At 69.1% G+C, this 17,894-nt stretch carries 17 protein-coding genes; 8 read left to right on the top strand and 9 right to left on the bottom strand.

Annotated elements, in window-relative coordinates; all coding sequences use genetic code 11:
* The first annotated feature begins 278 nt into the window (after positions 1-278).
* On the top strand, positions 279-1,403 hold the full coding sequence (locus AC3EQ1_RS05195) for a LuxR C-terminal-related transcriptional regulator (RefSeq protein WP_432093202.1): 1,125 nt from the start codon (positions 279-281) through the stop codon (positions 1,401-1,403).
* 72 nt (positions 1,404-1,475) lie between these two features.
* Here the strand turns inward: AC3EQ1_RS05195 and gntA are convergent, their stop codons facing one another.
* Complete coding sequence (gntA, locus tag AC3EQ1_RS05190; protein WP_432093059.1) at positions 1,476-2,180, bottom strand: guanitoxin biosynthesis heme-dependent pre-guanitoxin N-hydroxylase GntA; 705 nt, start codon at positions 2,178-2,180, stop codon at positions 1,476-1,478.
* A 222-nt stretch (positions 2,181-2,402) separates the two neighbouring features.
* Between gntA and AC3EQ1_RS05185 the strand changes: the two genes are divergently transcribed.
* Positions 2,403-3,086 (top strand): hypothetical protein, encoded by a 684-nt coding sequence (locus tag AC3EQ1_RS05185; RefSeq protein ID WP_432093058.1) that lies wholly within the window; start codon positions 2,403-2,405, stop codon positions 3,084-3,086.
* An 18-nt stretch (positions 3,087-3,104) separates the two neighbouring features.
* Here the strand turns inward: AC3EQ1_RS05185 and AC3EQ1_RS05180 are convergent, their stop codons facing one another.
* From AC3EQ1_RS05180 to AC3EQ1_RS05170, 3 genes are all read right to left on the bottom strand, one after another.
* Positions 3,105-3,740: a LysE family translocator gene (locus AC3EQ1_RS05180; RefSeq protein WP_432093057.1), complete on the bottom strand. Its 636-nt coding sequence runs from the start codon at positions 3,738-3,740 to the stop codon at positions 3,105-3,107.
* 763 nt (positions 3,741-4,503) lie between these two features.
* Positions 4,504-5,346 (bottom strand): calcium-binding protein, encoded by an 843-nt coding sequence (locus tag AC3EQ1_RS05175; RefSeq protein WP_432093056.1) that lies wholly within the window; start codon positions 5,344-5,346, stop codon positions 4,504-4,506.
* A 715-nt stretch (positions 5,347-6,061) separates the two neighbouring features.
* Positions 6,062-7,018 carry a LysR family transcriptional regulator gene (locus AC3EQ1_RS05170; RefSeq protein ID WP_432093055.1) on the bottom strand — a complete coding sequence of 319 codons (957 nt, stop codon included), beginning with the start codon at positions 7,016-7,018 and terminating at the stop codon, positions 6,062-6,064.
* A gap of 355 nt (positions 7,019-7,373) precedes the next feature.
* On the opposite strand from AC3EQ1_RS05170, the gene AC3EQ1_RS05165 reads away from it, so the two are divergent.
* Complete coding sequence (locus AC3EQ1_RS05165) at positions 7,374-8,492, top strand: homogentisate 1,2-dioxygenase (RefSeq protein WP_432093054.1); 1,119 nt, start codon at positions 7,374-7,376, stop codon at positions 8,490-8,492.
* A 251-nt stretch (positions 8,493-8,743) separates the two neighbouring features.
* On the opposite strand, the gene dmpG is transcribed toward AC3EQ1_RS05165, so the two are convergent.
* Genes dmpG through mhpD form a run of 3 tightly spaced genes read right to left on the bottom strand, consistent with a single transcriptional unit; the run spans position 8,744 to position 11,537 of the window.
* A complete protein-coding gene (dmpG, locus tag AC3EQ1_RS05160) occupies positions 8,744-9,775 on the bottom strand; it encodes a 4-hydroxy-2-oxovalerate aldolase (RefSeq protein WP_432093053.1) in 1,032 nt (343 codons plus the stop codon).
* A complete protein-coding gene (locus tag AC3EQ1_RS05155) occupies positions 9,772-10,719 on the bottom strand; it encodes an acetaldehyde dehydrogenase (acetylating) (RefSeq protein ID WP_432093052.1) in 948 nt (315 codons plus the stop codon). Before AC3EQ1_RS05155 ends, dmpG begins: the two co-directional genes overlap by 4 nt.
* A complete protein-coding gene (gene mhpD, locus AC3EQ1_RS05150; RefSeq protein WP_432093051.1) occupies positions 10,716-11,537 on the bottom strand; it encodes a 2-keto-4-pentenoate hydratase in 822 nt (273 codons plus the stop codon). Before mhpD ends, AC3EQ1_RS05155 begins: the two co-directional genes overlap by 4 nt.
* 192 nt (positions 11,538-11,729) lie before the next feature.
* Here mhpD and AC3EQ1_RS05145 point away from each other — a divergent pair, with 192 nt between their 5' ends.
* Positions 11,730-12,452: an IclR family transcriptional regulator gene (locus tag AC3EQ1_RS05145; RefSeq protein ID WP_432093201.1), complete on the top strand. Its 723-nt coding sequence runs from the start codon at positions 11,730-11,732 to the stop codon at positions 12,450-12,452.
* An 8-nt stretch (positions 12,453-12,460) separates the two neighbouring features.
* Here the strand turns inward: AC3EQ1_RS05145 and AC3EQ1_RS05140 are convergent, their stop codons facing one another.
* Both AC3EQ1_RS05140 and AC3EQ1_RS05135 read right to left on the bottom strand, forming a co-directional pair.
* Complete coding sequence (locus AC3EQ1_RS05140; protein WP_432093050.1) at positions 12,461-13,477, bottom strand: VOC family protein; 1,017 nt, start codon at positions 13,475-13,477, stop codon at positions 12,461-12,463.
* Positions 13,474-14,337: an alpha/beta fold hydrolase gene (locus AC3EQ1_RS05135; RefSeq protein ID WP_432093049.1), complete on the bottom strand. Its 864-nt coding sequence runs from the start codon at positions 14,335-14,337 to the stop codon at positions 13,474-13,476. Before AC3EQ1_RS05135 ends, AC3EQ1_RS05140 begins: the two co-directional genes overlap by 4 nt.
* 278 nt (positions 14,338-14,615) lie before the next feature.
* On the opposite strand from AC3EQ1_RS05135, the gene AC3EQ1_RS05130 reads away from it, so the two are divergent.
* The 4 genes from AC3EQ1_RS05130 to tal all read left to right on the top strand — a co-directional run bounded on the left by AC3EQ1_RS05130 (position 14,616) and on the right by tal (position 17,781).
* Entirely contained in the window at positions 14,616-14,780 is a 165-nt protein-coding gene (locus AC3EQ1_RS05130; protein WP_432093048.1) for a hypothetical protein, read from the top strand.
* A 95-nt stretch (positions 14,781-14,875) separates the two neighbouring features.
* Complete coding sequence (locus tag AC3EQ1_RS05125; protein ID WP_432093047.1) at positions 14,876-15,388, top strand: MarR family winged helix-turn-helix transcriptional regulator; 513 nt, start codon at positions 14,876-14,878, stop codon at positions 15,386-15,388.
* Positions 15,389-15,829: 441 nt separating this feature from the next.
* Complete coding sequence (locus AC3EQ1_RS05120; protein WP_432093046.1) at positions 15,830-16,630, top strand: helix-turn-helix transcriptional regulator; 801 nt, start codon at positions 15,830-15,832, stop codon at positions 16,628-16,630.
* A 35-nt stretch (positions 16,631-16,665) separates the two neighbouring features.
* The gene (tal, locus tag AC3EQ1_RS05115; protein ID WP_432093045.1) at positions 16,666-17,781 is read left to right on the top strand and encodes a transaldolase; all 1,116 of its coding nucleotides are present in this window, start codon (positions 16,666-16,668) and stop codon (positions 17,779-17,781) included.
* Positions 17,782-17,894 lie beyond the last annotated feature (113 nt).

Genomic DNA, 17,894 nt, shown 5'->3' with positions numbered 1-17,894 from the left:
ACGCCTCCGACTGCCGCGCCGGCACGACAGGGCGGTGATCAGTTCGCGCGCCGACGGGGATCCGCATCGCGTACGGCTCAGCGATGCCATGGGAATCCCGCCCTTCCCGAGGGCTGGAGATCCGCTCCGCGGTCCGCGCGCGGCACGTCGGTGCGCTGAGCGCGCCGCACCCCGGCATAGCGAACGCATGGCTGAATGTGACAGGTCCATAACTGAGCGCGAGTGCATTCCTCATACCCTTGATCACGTCTTGCACATGAGCACACACGTCTTTGTACGTGATCGATCGGCAACTTGGGGCGGCGCCGGTGGACATAACGGAGTTGGCGTCGGTCGCGGCACTGGGCGACCTCGAGCGGCGCATCTATGAGCATGCTGTAAGTCATGTATGCATCCGGGAGGAGGACCTTCCGGCGTACGTGCAAGCGGAACCCGAGCAGATCTCGGGCGCGGTCCAGGTTCTGCTCACTCTGGGGCTGCTGCGGGAGCAGGAGGGCTCTCCTGGAACCCATGTGGCAGTCGCTCCGGACAGCGCCGAACTTCAACTCGTGGGACCCGCGTTGAGGTATGTGATGGAAACGCAGCAGGCGATGGACAGGCTCCGCGGAGAGTTCTCGGGACTGCTGGATACATACCGGTCCGGTGTGGTGCACCGTCTGCGCCGAGAAGGCGTCGAGGTCATCATCAACATCGCGGATGTGCGTGCCCGGCTTGAGGAGTTTTCGGCCGGAGCCACGCGGGAGGTACTCACAGCACTCCCCGGCGGTACGCGGCCGACAGAGGCAATGGGTGGGGCGGGAGGGCGCATGGAGGCGGTTCTCGCCCGCGGCGTCACGGTACGGGCGCTCTGCCAGCACACGGCGCAGTTCAGCAGCAGCACGCTCGCGCTCGTGGAGCACGTCACCGCTCGGGGTGCGCAGGTGCGCACGCTCGGCGACACGTTCTCCAGGCTCATCGTCATCGATCGCGAGACCGCCCTGATCGAACTCCACGACGATTCACGGGGGGCAGTTCTGGTGCGGGACCCCAGTGTGGTCGCCTTCCTGATCAAATGCTTCGAGCGTATGTGGGTTCAGGGGCGGCCATTTCCCTTATCCGTGGGGCGCCGGGAGGCGATCGCGGCTTCGGAGGCTGTCAAGGAAGACATCGTCCGCATGCTGATCGCGGGTGAGGACGACAAGGCGATCGCCCGTCGCATGGGGGTATCCGTGCGCACCTGTCAGCGGCACATCACCGAGATCATGATGAGAGTCGGCGCGCGCAACCGGGTGCAGGCGGGCTATCTACTGCGGGAGGGAGAGCCCCACGGTCGCCCTGAGGAAGAGAAGCGGGACCGGCCCCGCGCGGTGGCTCGCGAGACCGGCCCATCACAACCCCAGTGGCACAGCTCAGTTGTTCACTGAGGACCTGCCACCCGATATCGCAAGCACGGCTTCGGCACCCGGAATCTCCGCGGCCGCACCGTGCAGTGGTTCTCAGTGCTGAAGCACCTTGGGGCGAAAGGGGCATGCCCATCCGTCTTCCGCATGCCGCCCCGAGTACTGCGGCGCCTCGGAGGTGTCCCCGTACTCTCGCAGGTTGGGATTGATGGAGCCTTGGAGACGTATTTCCCGTTCGCGGATGCGGCGCTGCAGCCCCGCGTACACGCCGCTCTCCTTTAAGCGTTCGAACTGGTGATGCGAGTTGAAGGCGATTGCCGGGCGGGGGAACCGGCGGGTTACCCGGGAGGCACCTGCATGCAGGCCGACGACGAAGAAGGGATGTCCGGCCACACTGAACGCGAACCTTGCGGAATCCGGATCCTGCGCGGCCCCGGCTGCCCACGTGTACCGTTCACTGTCGTGCTCGTGGAGGGACTGGAGCTGTTGCCACAGAGCGTTCTCGAAATCCTCCTCAGAAGTTTCCGGAGCTTCGTCGAACACGGCCACGAAGGTCGCGAAGTTCTCGCTGGAACTCAGAGCTTCCGTGACGAACTTTTCAAGATGTCGATGCAGTCGGCCGGTTGCGTCGGCGGAACCGAGCCGCCCGACCGCCGAGTGGGTCAGGAGTCCCCGGCGGACAGCCGCTTTGGCAGCAAGGCAGGAGAAGTTGTCGCTGTTGATCCAGTCGCTGATCACTGACAGAACCTGCGGCTCCTCGATCTCCGCAGTCTGTTTCCGTCCAGTGTGGTGCACGAGCACGGTGTACTCCCCCAGTTCGGTTGCTCGGGTTGCTCGTGAGCCATGGTGTGCACACACCGGACTGCCATCGCCGAGCGCTCACACCTCGTGATGCGCAGTGACCGAATCGGTCGGCTGAACATTCCGGGCAATGGTCACAGAGGGGGCTTTCCTCTTGCCCGCCTGGCAGAGAATTACCGAGGCCACTACCACCGAGGCCACCACCTGCCGTCTGGAGCTGTCATGCACCTACGCGTCACCCCGGAAGCCCATGCCCTCGGGTTGCACCACCCCCGCGCCTGGCGGCTCAGTTCGACCCGCCCCCTCCTGGGCACGGACGGGTTGAGCGCTGAACAGGTGGACGCCCTCTTCGACGCGGGGAACGCCATTCCCGACGGCTACCGCGAGCTTCTGACGCGTCTTGGCCACCCCGGGGTGATACCGGCAGGTGAGCGGCTGCGCGACGTGTTGCGTACCCGCGGCTGGAAATCCCACGGCGCCGTCGTGGATGCGGTGAGCGTCGCGACGTTGCGGCATGGTGGCGGTATCGGCCTCCATCGGTGGCTGCCGGTGGATGGACACCGCAGTCTCGTCGTGACTCGCGCCGCCGGTGGTGAGCGCATCACGCCGGCATTCGCCACACGTTCCCGCCCGGTCCCACCGGGTGATCTGGTGTACGGCAGCCAGGCATCCGATGATGAACTGGAGCTCTTTGCCTGGCTCGGACGCCGGGACTGCGATTCCGCGGATCGTCAACTGACCGTGGACGACAAGGAAGCACTGCTCGTGGTCCTCGGCTGTCCCGGCGAAGACGCTGTCCATGCGAAGGAGATCGGAACCACGATCGCCGAAGTTCTCGGCTCCGTGCGCCCAGACGTTGCCATGGGCGAGGTTCCAGTCGAGCGGGACCGCGCCCTGGAGAGCTGACGGCAGGGCGCGGAATTCCTAGGCTGTCTCCGCAGCCGTCACGATGCCCAGGGCGACCAGGATGCCGCCGGTAGTCCTCTCCAGCGCGGTGTTCACACGGGGGCGGCGCAGCCAGGTCAGCAGGCGCGCGGCAAAGACCGCAACCAGGATCAGCCACCCCGCTGCAATTACCGCGTCGATGACTCCGAAGACAAGCGTCATGGAAAGCGCCGAGTGGCTGTCCGGAAGGAACTGCGGAGCCACGGCGACGAAGAAGATGCCGACCTTGGGGTTGAGCAGGCAGCTGAGAAGCCCCTGCCGGAAGCCGAGGAACACAGTCGGAGCGGGGGTCATCGACGGGGCCTCCGCGGCTTCTGCCGCCGCGGTGCCGCGGCGATGAGCCCACAAGGCCTGCGCTCCGAGGAATACCAGGTAGGCCGCGCCCACGAGCCGGACAACGGCGAATGCGGAATCCCAGCGCTGCAGAGCCGCCGCCAGTCCGACCGCCGCCGCAACCGCCCAGGCGAGAGAGCCGGCCGCAGCACCGAATGCGGTGGCCACGCCTGGCAGCCGACCACCACGCACACAATTGCGCAGCACCAACAAGGTGTCCGGTCCGGGCACCATCGTCACCAGTAAGGCGAAGAGAGCGAAGCTGGCGAAGGCTGTTGCCACGGTATGTTCCCGATCGTGTTTCGGCGGCCCAGCTACTGCTGGAGGACTCCACCGAGCCTAACGGCATGCCGGCATGGCTGCGCCAGGAGTCCAGGGCTCGGATATCCGGTTCCGTGGCTCTGCCTTGATGCGCAGGCTCATCCCGTCCCGGTCTTGAGGTCATCCACCTCGCCGACTGACCGAACGTCGACTCTCTGTTGACTGAGTCGCGGTCCGTCTGTGCAGCGGAGGACCTCATCTGGACCGCGCGGCGTACGACGGTGCGGTCGCCCAGCGTGGGGTACGTGCACTTGTCCGAGCTCGCCGCACTCGCGTCGATGGCCATGTCGTACCGATCGCGGAAGGTGAGGCGTCGTACGACTCGAACTCACCCGGTGCTCCATCTCTCGGCGGATGTGAGTCATGTGTGCGGCCACTGGTGTGTCCGGCCCGAGGCTGCCGTCAGACCTTCCGCGGACAGCTGCCCCCGGTCACCGACCTCGACCTCGACATCTGATCCGGTACGGCGGTCGCATCGCGGGATTCGGTTGCCGCACCGGACCACCGAGTTCTTGGGGTGAGCCAATTCATCGGAATCCGGGGTCCGTTGGTTGCTCCTGGTCGCCCAGCTCGCCAGTCTCCGGGGGACCCGCCATACCCCCAGGGGAAGGCCGTCTGGGCGGAACAGCCCCTCCCAGCAGGCCGGGGCCCGGGCCCGGCCTGTGACGAAAGCCCGCTGCCAGCGGCGAGCGGCTCCCACAAGCCTCAGGACCGGGAAGCCAGCTCAGTCCTGGTGCAGTTCGTTGCGGCCGGGGCCGCCGGAGAGCTTGTCGGTGCCCGGGCCGCCCCACAGGACGTCGTCACCGCTGTTGCCCCACAGTGTGTCGTTACCCGCCTCGCCGTACAGCTTGTCGTTGCCCTTGCCGCCGTACAGGACGTCGGCGCCGCCGCCTCCGTGCAGAACATCGTTGCCGTCGTCACCGTGCAGACTGTTCTCCTCGCCGGTACCGGTCAGAGAGTCGTTCCCGGTTCCGCCGGAGCAGTCCTGCCCGCAGTGGGTGAGGGTGTCGTTCCCCGGGCCGCCGAAGGAGCCGAAGCCGAACGGACCACCGCCACCGTCGAGGCGGTCGTCGCCGTCGTCGCCGTGGAGCATGGCGGACACGGACCCCTTGAGCACGTCGCTGCCCTTGCCGCCGTGGACCCTGGCCCATGCGTCGCTGTCCTGCTCGAGCGTCGCGGTGTCGTCCTTGTCGCCGAGGTCGATGTCGTAGCTGTCCGAGTCATCCGAGTTCTGCGGAATCTCGACCGCGCAGCGCACGACGGTGCGGTCGCCCTGCGTGGGGTACGTGCACTCGTCCGAGCCCGCCGCACTCGCGTCGATGGCCATGTCGTACCGGTCGCGGAAGGTGAGGACGTAGTACGACTCGAACTCACCGCGGTGCTCGATCTCTTCGTCGACCGTCAGCGTGTTCTGCTGGCCGACGGCGGCCTTGTACCAGAGCTCGCCGTCCTCGTGGACGACCGTGGCCGCGGCCACCGGGGCTGCCTGGGCGGCCGGCGCGAGGGCGGTTGCGCCGAGCGCGAGGGCAAGGGCGGCGGTAGCAGCGATGGTGCTGTAGGTGCGCATGCGGAAGTGCCCCTTCGGGATGTCAGTGCCCGTGGTGCTTGTGGTCAACGGGTTAGACCAGGGGTCCGGGAACGGAGTTGTGCCATCGGTCATGAACAACTGCGGAGCAGGCGGTGTCCGGGACATGGACAACTCCGGTCTCCGAACCGACCACAGCAGGATCACTCACCCAGGTGCCACACCCGTGCCGGGGAGAGTCGGCCAACACCCTCATCGGAGGCTTTCCGACCGACGGTCCCGTACCGCCGGTCCTGCCTCCCACGGACTGCTTCCTGTTCCTCGACCGGGACAGATTCCCCGCATCATGTGCCGGTGACCAGCCCGTCGATCTGGCCGCGTTCTTGGCCCACTCGCAGGCACGTACTCGGCATCGGCGGCTTGGGACACTCGGGTGTCCGGTGATCGGTCGCGATGGGCTGGGCGAGCGAAGGACCCCTCGCCGAGGAGCGCCACCGGCAAGTCGGGGCACTCCTCGGCGATGGAAGAGCAAACACCACCCGGCGCTGCACCGCCAAAGGCGTCTGTCCACCGGCTGCCGCTGCTCCTCCCTGCGCACCACGCAGTAACCACACGCTGGCTCGCCGGCGCCGCCGGAGCTCCTTCGGTCACCCAGCCTCGTACGCTTGTGGACGCTTAACAAGCGCCCCCCACCGTTGGCACTGCGCCGGCCGACCGGCGGGAGGGGAATACGCGTGGTCGGACGGAAGGGTGTGGATCAGTTCGTGGTCCGCAGTGTGTCGCGATCGGGCTTCGGGAGCCACCAGTCGGCGCTCGGGGGGCGGTGCCAGTGGTGGGTCCGGGCGTAGGCGTGGATGAGTTCCAGGGCGCGGTTGAGGGCGCGGTGTGCCGTGGTGGTGTTCCAGACGGCGTGCCAGGGGTAGAGCGGGAGGGGGTCGGTGAGAGGCCGGGCGGTGAGGCCGTCGGGGAGGTGCGCGGAGGTGCGGCCGAAGGCCGGGTGGCGGAGGGCTTGGACGGCGGCCAGAGCGGAGGTGCGGCCGTGACCGCGTACGTGTGTCGCCACCTTCAGGCCGAAGGCGGCGACGGCTTGGCCGACCCAGTCGTGCCACTCGGCGGACTCGTCCGCCGAGTGGATCAGGAGCGGGTGATCGGCGAGGGCGGCGAGGGGGACCTCGTCCCGGTCGGCGAGGGGGTGGTCGGCGGGGATGATGACGCCGATGGGGTCCAGGCCCACGGGCATGGTGGCGAGGGCGGCTCCGAGGGGGCGGCCGAGGCCGAAGGGGCGGCCGAGGGCGACGTCGAGGTCGCGGGTGAGGAGGCGGGGCAGTGCTGCGGCCATGCCGTGACTCTGGAGCACCTCGAACGGCAGGTCGGGGGCCTGGGTGCGCAGGTGGTGGACGAGGAGCGTGGAGGGAAGGCCCTCGGCGACGACGTCGATGCGCAGGGGTGTGCAGGTGTGGGTGATCTCGTTGACCAGACGTTCGGCGTCGGCGAGGAGGCGTCGGCCGCGTTCGGCGAAGGTCTCGCCGGCGGGGGTGAGGGCGACGTGGCGGCGGTCGCGGGTGAACAGCGGGACGCCGAGTCGCTTCTCCAGGGTTCTGATCTGGGCGGAGAGGGTCTGCTGGGCGATGGTGAGCCGGTCCGCGGCCCGGCCGAAGTGGAGTTCGTCTGCCAGGGTGACGGCATAGCGCACCTGGCGCAGGTCGAGGTCCACAAATCCCCACCGTAACAGTCTGATGCTGTCACGTGTCCGATGATCGGTGTTGGACCGGCGGCACGCTGTGGTTGTTCACTCGTGGAGTGAAAGGCGCCAGAGGGGCGCAAACCAAAGGAGTCGTCCAGCGTTTGATCGCCGCATCAAAGGCTGTGACGTGGCGAGCCAGTGGCCGCGCATACCTGCCGGCCCCGCGAGGTGCGGTGGGCGGTCGGGGCTGCGTCGCCGCCGTGCCTGGCACGGGTGTGGCAGGCCGGGGTCTCTTGCCGGCCCGACCCCCACGCCACGCTTACCTCTCACTCACCCACCCGATGGGGCGCTTGGCGTGTGCCGGCGCCCAAGGAGAAGTCGCTGTATGTTCGCGAAGCACGTTCAGGGCCGGATCTCCCACCAGGCCCATGCCCAGGTGCCTCAGGGCACCTTCGAGGAGCACCACGGCCGTCAGGGGTTCGAGGGGGACGTCTCTCAGCTCTACCACGCCCACCCGACCACGGACTGGCTGCGGGTGGAGGGCCCGATCCGGCCACGGGGCATCCGGCTCACCGACGTTCCCGCCGCCGATGAGCACGACGAGCGCGCCCTGCCGACGCCGCTGATGTTCAACGAGGACATCACGGTCTCGGTGTCGAAGCGCTCGGCGCCGATGCCTTACTACTTCCGCAACACCGACGGCGACACCCTGTTGCTGGTCCAGTCGGGCAGTGGCGCCCTCGTCACCGACTACGGCACCCTCGCGTACGGGCCGCTGGAGTACCTGGTGATCCCCAAGGGCACCAACTACCGGATCGCCCCCGAGGCCGAGCGGCACATCACCTACGTGGTGGAGACACGGGAGCCGATCACGCTCCCCGAGCGGGGGCTGCTGGGGCACTTCCTGCCCTTCGACCGCGGCGTCCTCGACGTCCCCAGGCTCGACGCCGGCATCACCGTCCCCTCCGCGCAGAACCCGGCCGGCGAGTGGGAGGTGCTCGTCCAGCGCGCGGGCGAACTGTCGTCGATCTTCTACGCCTTCGACCCCGCCGACGTGGAAGGCTGGACCGGCACCCTGGCCCCCTTCCGGCTGCGCCTAGCGGACCTCCGACCGCTCGCCTGCGAACGCCTCGAAATGCCGCCGGTGGCACACGCCACCTTCCAGGCCGGGCAGAACTGGTTCGTCACCATGGCACCCCGGCCCACCCAGACCGCGGACGACGCGGACATGGCGCAGCCGGCCCATCGCAATGTCGACTACGACGAGCTGTTCGTCTTCCTCGGCACCGGCGACGGCGGCCAGGCCGGTCCGCCGGCGGGGCTGGCGAGCGTCACACCGGCCGGTATGAACCACGGCCCCGACCAGGTCCGCCACGCCAGCCCGCGCACCCGGCTGCCGTTCTACGTGTGGAACGTCGACACCGTCCGCCCCCTGCGCTGCACCGAAGCCTTCGAAGCCGTCGAGATACCCGACTTCGCCCGCCACGAGAGCTACCGCGGCTGACCCACGACGACCAACTGTCACTCCCCCACAGACCACCACGCGGGCAGCGCGCCGCCGCCTACGCGATGCGCAAGGGTCGGGCCTGCCCCGCGGAGTCGGCGGCCGCGGGCTACTGGTCGGCGTGGAACGGCACTCGGGAGCTGGTCGGCGGGTTTCCGTGCAGGCGGTCAGCTCGACGCCGGCTCGTGGCGGGTGACACCGGGGTCTGCCTTCAGCCTCGGCTTCGACTGGCCCTGTGCGGTTCTTCCGGATCAGGCGATGGTGCCCACTGCGGCGAGGTCGAGGGCGATGTCGGTGATCATGTCTTCCTGACCTCCGACCAGCCCGCGGCGGCCGACCTCGATGAGGATCGCGCGGGCGTCGACGCCGTAGCGGTGGGCGGCCGTCTCGGCATGGCGCAGGAAGCTGGAGTACACGCCCGCGTAGCCGAGGGTGAGGGTCTCGCGGTCCACCCGCACCTCGCGGTCCTGGAGGGGGCGTACGACATCGTCGGCGGCGTCCATCAGGGGGAACAGGTCGCAGCCGTGCTCCCAGCCCGTCAGTTCGGCGACCGCGACGAACGCCTCCAGGGGGCAGTTGCCCGCTCCGGCTCCCTGGCCGGCGAGGGAGGCGTCGACGCGGGTGACGCCGTTCTCGACGGCGACGACCGAGTTGGCCACGCCCAGCCCGAGGTTGTGGTGGGCGTGGATTCCCAGTTCGGTGGACGGGTCGAGGACGTCGCGGTAGGCGCGGACGCGGTCGCGTACGCCGTCCATGGTGAGGTGGCCGCCCGAGTCGGTGACGTAGACGCAGTTCGCGCCGTAGGACTCCATCAGCCTGGCCTGCCGGGCCAGTTCGGCGGGTTCGGCCATGTGCGACATCATCAGGAAGCCGGACACGTCCATGCCCAGGTCGCGGGCGGCGGCGATGTGCTGGGCGGAGATGTCGGCCTCGGTGCAGTGGGTGGCGACGCGCACCGAGCGTATGCCGAGGGCGTGTGCTCGGCGCAGGTCGTGCACGGTGCCGATGCCGGGCAGGAGCAGGGTGGTGGGCACCGCGTGGGTCACGGCGTCGCAGACGGCCTCGATCCACTCCCAGTCCGTGTGGGCGCCGACGCCGTAGGTGATGCTGGAGCCGGACAGGCCGTCGCCGTGGGCGATCTCGATCGCGGCGACTCCGGCGGCGTCGAGTGCGGCGGCGATGGTGCGGGCCTGGTCGACGGTGTAGCGGTGGCGGACGGCGTGCATACCGTCCCTGAGGGTCACGTCCTGCACGTACAGGGTGTTCGGCCGGGGCGCGGTCATGGGGAAACCACCTTCGTGGTGCGATGGGCGGCCATGCGCTCGGCGGTGCGCAGGGCGGCCGAGGTCATGATGTCGAGGTTGCCGGCGTAGGCGGGCAGGTAGTGGGCGGCGCCCTCCACTTCGAGGAACACCGACACCTTGGCGGCCCGGCCGGACCGGGAGTCGGCCGGGATGAGGGAGCGCAGTGGGCTGTCGGTGGCGACGCGTTCGAACTGCACCTTCTGCTTGAGCCGATAGCCGGGTACGTACGTCTGGACGCGCGCGACCATCTCCTCCACGGATGCGGTCACGGCGGCGTCGTCGCAGTCACCGACGACGCAGTGCACGGTGTCCCGCATGATGAGCGGCGGTTCGGCGGAGTTGACGACCATGATGGCCTTGCCGCGGGCCGCGCCGCCGACCTGCTCCAGGGCCGACGAGGTGGTCTCGACGAATTCGTCGATGTTGGCCCGCGTGCCGGGGCCCGCCGAGCGGGAGGAGAGGGAGGCGACGATCTCCGCGTAGTGGACCGGGGTCACGGCGGCGACGGCGGCCACGACGGGGATGGTGGCCTGCCCGCCGCAGGTGACCATGTTGACGTTGGGCGCGTTCAGATGGGCGTCGCCGTTGACCGGCGGGACCACGTACGGGCCGAGCGCGGCGGGGGTGAGGTCGACGACCGTGCGGCCCAGCGTGCGCAGGACCTCGTCGTGGCGATGGTGCGCGCCGGCGGAGGTGGCGTCGAAGACGAGGGACACGTCCGCGAACTCGTCCAGCTCGACCAGGCCGTCCACGCCCTGGTGAGTGGTCGCGACCTTCAGCCGTCGGGCGCGGGCCAGGCCGTCGGAGCCGGGGTCGATGCCGGCCATGGCGGCGATCTCCAGAGAGTCGGAGAGCCGCAGAGTTTTGATCATGAGGTCGGTGCCGATGTTGCCCGAGCCGATGACGGCGACCTTGGTGGTCATGCTCCGGTTCCTTCCGTGGTGGTGGCGGCGAACGCGGTGCTGACCGTGCCGAGTCCTTCGATGTGGGCGGTGAACGCGTCGCCTTCGGCGGCGACGGCCATCGGGCCGAGCGCGCCGGTCAGGACGATGTCGCCGGCCCGCAGCGGCTCACCCAGGCCGGCGAGTGTGGAGGCGAGCCAGAGGGCGGCGGTGAGCGGGCTGCCCAGGCAGTCGGCGCCGGTGCCCCGTGAGACGGTCTCGCCGTTCCTGGTCAGGGTCATCCGTACGTCGCGCAGGTCGACCCGGTCCAGCGGTACGGGGGTGCCGCCGAGGACGAACAGGCCGCAGGAGGCGTTGTCGGCGACCGTGTCGACGATGCCGATGTCCCAGTCGGCGATGCGGCTGTCGACGATCTCCAGCGCGGGCAGGGCGAACGCCGTGGCACGCAGCAGGTCGGCGACGGTCGGGTCCCGGTGCGGCAGGTCCGCGCCGAGCACCAGGGCGACCTCCGCCTCGATCTTCGGCTGCACCAGCCGGCCGGGGGCGATCGGCTGCCCCTCGGGCACCGCCATGTCGGCGAACAGGGCGCCGAAGTCGGGCTGGTCGACGCCGAGCTGGCGTTGCACGGCGGGTGAGGTCAGGCCGATCTTCCGGCCTGCCGGGCGCCGGCCGGCGGCGATGCCGCGCTCGACGTTCAGGCGCTGCACCGCGTAGGCGGCCTCGATGTCCGCCTCGGGCAGCAGATGACGCACCGGGGGGCACGGGGTGCCGGCGCGGGCGGCTTCGTCCAGGACGGCCGCCACCTCGGCCACCGGACCTGCGGGCTCGTGGACGTTCATGCTTCGCCCCTGTCAGGAGCAGTGGGAAGGGGCGGCGGGATGTGCATGCGGGTTACCTCCGGAAGAGAGCGGAGCCGGCGAAGGGCTCGGTACGGGTGGGCCGGCCGACGCTGTGACGCATGCCAGGTATAGACGCGCATCGTGAGCAACGGCAAAATATGTTCCATGACACGGAACAACGCACAGGGAAACATGCTGGATAAGGCAGTGGCAGTCTTGGACTGCTTCCGCCCGACTGGCGGATCGTTCCGTCTCACGGAACTCTCTGAACGTGCAGGCTTGACCAAGACCACGACGTTCCGGCTGTGTGGCGAACTGGTCCGGCTCGGTCTGCTCGAACGCGATGCGGAGAGCTACCGGCTCGGCGGCAAGCTCTTCGAACTCGGCTCGCTCGTGCCGCGCCGGCATGATCTGCGCGAGGCGGCCCTGCCCTTTCTGCAGGACCTGTTCGAGGCCACGCACGAGACCGTCCATCTGGGGGTGCGCGAAGGCCACGAGGTGGTCTACGTGGAGCGCATCCACGGTCATGACGCCCTGCGGCTGCCCTCCCGGATCGGCGGCCGGCTTCCCCTGACCTGTACCGGTGTGGGCAAGGCGCTGTTGGCCTTCTCCGGCGCGGAGCTGGCGGAGGAGGTGCTGGACGCCCCCCTCCCCAGCCTCACGCCGCACTCGGTCACCGATCCGGAGCGGCTGCGCACCGCCATCGAGCAGGCTCAGGTCGCGGGCCTGGCCTACGAGGAGGATGAGGCCGCCCTGGGCGTCAGTTGCATCGCGGCGCCCGTCTTCGACGGGGCGGTGGCGGTGGCTGCGCTGTCGGTCGCCGTGCCCCGCAGCCGCTTCCGGCCCGCCCAGCTCGCTCCGGCCGTACGGACCGCCGCGTTGGGGCTGTCACGTGCGTTGCGCTCGGGTGTCTGAGAACGGTGTCAGTCGTCGGGAATGCCTGCGCCGCTCAGCGACGGAACCGTGCTCTCCGGACGAGCCAGGGAGCGGGCCCCGGCCCGGAACTGGGCGAGCTTTTCGATGATGGTCTGGCCGACCGGGAGGTGGCCCCAGATGCTGATGCCCTGGTGAGTGGTGGGCTCCCAGGTGCTCTCGTCGACGACGACGGGGTTCCAGCCGACCTCCCACTCGAAGCCTGATGGGGTACGGGCGTAGTAGGAGAGTTCCTTGTCGTTGGTGTGCCGGCCGACGGACAGGGCCATGTCGAAGCCCAGTTCGTGCACGCGCTGGTAGCTCTGGGCCACGTCGTCGAGGGTGGCGGCCTGGATGTTGAGGTGCTGCACGCGGGTGCGGATCGGGTCGATCGACAGGCCGCCGCGGGTGGCGGCGACCGCGATGGAGTGGTGGCGTTCGTTGACGCGCAGGAAGCGAATCCTGAGTTTGACGCCGCTGATGGTCTCGTCGATGTAGTCGGTCAGGCGGGCATCGAAGACGGTGTTGAAGTAACCCCGGATCTGCGCCGGCTTGGTGGAGGTCAGCGCGATGTGGCCCATGCCGCCCTCGCCGGTGACGAAGCCTGAGGCGAGCGTGCGCAGGGGCTCGGCCGACTTCGCCGGGGTGGTGCAGATCTCCTGTGTGATGCCCTTGGGACCGGGGAAACGCAGCAGGCGCTCGACGCCGCGCAGGGCGGCGTCCTCGTCGGTGCCGACGGCGAGGGGAACGCCGTGGGCACGGATGCGGGCCTCGATGCGTTCGAAGGTGGCGTGGTCGTCGATGTACCAGCCGGTGGCGACGACGTCCTCGGCGGGGCCGCGCCGGATGAGGAAGCGGCATTCCTGGTCGTCGAGGCGGAAGCGCATCAGGTTGCGGGAGAGAGCGTCGTGGTGCATGCCGATGGCGTCGGTGCCGAAGCGGCGCCAGTCGGCGAAGCGGTTGGTCTCGATGACGATGTATCCGAGGTGGACGGCACCGAAGACGGACGGGGCGTCATGTGTGGTCATCGGCGGCCGGCCAGGAAGTCGGCGCACAGACGGTTGAACAGGTCGGTGCGCTCGAACTGCACCCAGTGCCCGGTGTTGGCGACGAGGTACAGGTCGCAGTTGGGCATGCGGTCGGCCAGCATCCGGCCGCCGGACGGCCGGTTGACCTTGTCCTCCGCACCCCACAGGACGAGGGTGGGCACGGGCAGCCGGTTCAGGCGCGGGTCGCGGGTGAAGTCCATCTTCCACAAGGTGCGCAGCCCGGCGGGGCGTTGCAGCGGCGGAGAGGCGATCACCTCGGGGTCGATGCTGGCCTGGTAGCGCTCCTCGATGGCGGCTTCCGGGACCTCGGCGGCGTTGAAGACGAGGTAGTTGCGGATGAACGTCTCCAGCTTCAGCCGCGAGGGTCCGTCGCCGGTGTAGTAGCCCAGCAGGTTGTTGAGTCCGGGAGTGGGCAGGGCGCGGGTGTTGCCGACCCCGCCGGGGCCCATCAGCACCATGCGGTCGACCCGCTCAGGGGTGTCCAGGGCCAGCCGCAGGGCACAGGCGCCACCGTAGGAGTTGCCGACCAGATGGGCTTTGTCCAGGCCGAGTGCGTCCATCAGGCCGCGGATGCCGTCGGCGAGGTGGCCGAAGGGGTCGCTGCCGTCGACGCCCTTGGTGCTGCGTCCGTAGCCGGGCAGGTCGGGCACGATGACCCGGTACTCCTTGGCCAGCTCGGCAATGTTGCGGGTGTAGTTGGATACACCGGAGGCGCCGGGGCCGCCGCCGTGCAGCAGCAGCACGGCCGGGCCGTCGCCCGCCTCCGCGGCGAAGATCTTCTTTCCGCCGATGTCGTACGTCGTCTCCTGCATCGTCGGCAGGTCGGCATGCGGGGTCATGGTGTCGGTCCTTACTGGGCGGTGTCGCGGTCGGGCGGGCGTGGCGGCTGGAGTCTGGGGGGCGGCGGGTGTCACGTGCACAGAGGCGGCTGCGTAGCCGAAGGCATGGGGTCGCAGGGCAGAGGCGGCCGCACGGCGGGTGGCCGTCCAGGGCAGCAGGACGCTCTGCCGGGCCATCCGCAGCCGGGGCCCAACTGCCGGGCTCGGTTGAGGTGGACTGGGCGCGAGGCGAAACCTCGGCCTCGCGCTCCAGGACGACGGTCCTGGGGGTGTTCTGCGTGACCTGCACGTATGCGTGGAACGAGATCGTCCATGGATCACTGGAGGGCGTACGGGCCGAACCGGCCCCACGCCACGACAGCCGCGAGCGCGAGCAGCACCGGATTCACGGCGACCATCTGCGCCTCGCTACGACGTCGGTCATGATCGACACCTTTCAATGACTTAATTCATTAAGTGAAGGCTAGAGCTCATTCACTTCAAGACGCAAGTCACCCATCAAGTTGATCACTTCACGCGTGAAGCTATAATCGCGAGCATGGAGACCCCGCAGGAACCCCGCTGGCTGGACAACGAGGAAGATCAGGCATGGATTGCGCTCAGCAGCATGCTGATGCGGCTCCCGGCGGCACTGGACACGCAGCTACAGCGCGACGCGGGCCTGAGTCACTTCGAGTACCAGGTGATGGCCGGGCTTTCCATGGTCCCCGAGCGCACCCTGCGGATGAGCGAGCTCGCCGCGTTCGTGGAGGGTTCTCTTCCACGGCTGTCCCAGGTCGTCGGGCGGCTGGAGAAGCGCGGCTGGGTACGCCGTAACCCCGACCCCGCCGACGGCCGATACACCGTGGCCACCCTCACCGACGACGGTTTCGACAAAGTGGTCGCCACCGCCCCCGGACACGTGGAGGCCGTGCGCAACTGTGTCTTCGACGCACTCACCAAGGCGCAGGTCCGCCAGCTGACCACGATCGGCCGCCGCATCGTCGGCGCCGTCGACCCCCGTCACCCGCTCGTCACCGGAACGCTGGACCGGCTACGCCCCGAGAAGTAGCAACACCTCGGAGGCGGGGCGGCGGCGAGGGCGGGGCCGGACCGAGTTCGTCGACGACACCCTGTCCCTGCAGTTCCGACGCGCCTGTCGGAACTGTCCGCACAGGCGCGGGCCATGCGGCCGGGAGTACCGCGCAGGCCTTCGGACTCGGTGTCGACGCCCCGGGCCCGAAGGAACTGCCCCGCAGCGAGTTCAGCGGCGTGCGGATCCACCCCCTCCGCGTCGTGGGACACGCACGGGGCGGCGGACGCCGCCGGTATCGGATGGAACGGGTGCCCGTACGGGCCGGCAAGGGCGGCGCCGGTCATGACATGGCCCTCTCCCTCTCCACAGAGTTTCACTAATCGACACTTCCCTTATTACCCAGGCCGGTCAACCAGCCAGCGAAAAGATACGAAGCTGATCAGTTACGGATACGCAGACTGGAGTTATTGTGGAGGTATGACCTCTGACTCGGCCCCGGCTTCACCGCAGGCCCCCACCGTTTCGGGCGTGGAAGCGGTCTCGGTGCTCACGGATGAGGTGCGCCGCAGGCTGTATGCCTTCACACGGCGAGCCCACCGGCCCGTGACCCGGGAGGAGGCTGCAGGCGATTCCGGGATCTCGGCCAAACTGGCCGCCTTCCACATGGACAAGCTCGTCGCGGCCGGCCTACTGACCTCCCGCTACGACAACCCGGACGGCACCCCCAGGGTCGGCCGCAAGCCCAAGCTCTACGAGCCGGCGGACACCGACATCCGCGTCAGCATCCCCGAGCGCCGCCCGGACGTCATCGCCGAGATCCTCATGGACGCGGTCCTCGACCAGCAGCAAAGTGAAAACGCGCAGTCGGCCGCGCTGCGGACGGCCCGCCACCGGGGCGAGGAACTCGGAGCCGCAACCCGCACCAGCGGCCGTCCGGGCCGTCTGGGGCCCGAGCGGTCTCTGACTCTTTCCGAGTCCGTGCTCGAGAAGCACGGCTTCGAACCCGACCGGCAGGCCTCGACCGAACTGCGGCTACTGAACTGTCCCTTCCGCCCGCTGGCCACCCGATCGCCGGAGCTGGTGTGCGGGATCAACCACGCCTTCCTCGACGGCTTCCTCACCGGCTTGCAGGCCGGTGGGATCGACGCGGTCCTTGCCCCCCACCCGGGACGGTGCTGTGTGGAACTGCGCGCGGCAGGCGGCAGTGCCGGCATGGCCACCAGGGCGAAGGTGCAGGAGGCCCGCGCCCGGGCCGCGGAGGATCCGGGCGACCCGTAGGCGGCCTCCCCCGAAAGGACGCAAGGGAGAAGATCATGAGCGAGAACCTGGACCGGCTGGCCGCCGAAGGCGTATCGGTCTGGCTCGACGATCTGAGCCGGGAGCGGCTCTCCAGTGGCGAACTGGCCGACTTGCTGCGTGAACAGCGAGTAGTGGGCATCACCAGCAACCCGACGATCTTCGCCAAGGCGATCCGCTCGGGATCCTGGTACCAGGAACAGGTGGATGATCTGGCCCGGCGCGGTCTGCGGGTCGAGGAAGCCGCCAGGATGCTGACCGCGTTCGACGTGCGCTGGGCCTGCGACGTCCTGCGTCCCGTGTACGAGGCCGGCGACGGTGTGGACGGACGGGTCTCGCTCGAGGTGGACCCGCGGGTCGCCCACGATACGGCAGCGACGATCGCCGAGGCGCGGGCCCTGTGGTGGTTGGTGGACCGGCCGAACCTGTTCGTGAAGATTCCCGCCACCCGGCCCGGCCTGGAGGCGGTCAGCACCGCACTCGCGGAGGGCATCAGCATCAACGTGACCCTGATCTTCTCCCTCCATCGCTACGACCAGGTGCTCCAGGCCTTCCTTGACGGCATGACCCGAGCGGGCGCGGCGGGGCGTGACCTGACGTCCATCGCCTCGGTGGCCTCCTTCTTCGTCAGCCGGGTGGACGCCGAGATCGACAGCCGACTGGACAGGATCGGCACGACGGAGGCGCTGACGCTGCGCGGGCGGGCCGCGATCGCCAACGCACGCCTGGCCTACCGTCACTTCGAGCTGGCTGCCGCATCCAAGGAGTGGCAGGCACTGGCCGCGGCCGGGATGCGCCCCCAGCGCCCGCTGTGGGCCTCCACCGGGGTGAAGGACCCCTCCTACGCCGACACCCGCTACGTCGACGAACTGGTGGCGCCCAGGGTGGTCAACACCATGCCGGAGCAGACCTTGCGCGCGGTCGCCGACCACGGCCGCATCCGAGGCGACACCGTCCACGGCACCTATGCGGCATCGCGGCAGCTACTGGATGACCTGGAGGCTGTCGGAGTGTCCTACGACGATGTGGTCCGTGTGCTGGAGGACGAGGGCATCAGCAAGTTCACCGCCTCTGGCCACGAGCTGTTCGAGCAACTGGATACAGAACTGCACGCCAAAGCCCCCGCCGCCTGATATCGCTGGTCGCCGACCGGACGACCCGGCGGTGGCCTCTGACGACCACGATCGCGCGCACCCGGCGGGCCACCGCCACGGTCGACGACGGCCCGGCCTCGTGCGCCGCCGCC

The organism is Streptomyces sp. bgisy100 (assembly GCF_057709105.1).
The sequence above is the reverse complement of the archived record's forward strand: the minus strand, read 5'-3'. Positions and strand labels throughout refer to the sequence as shown.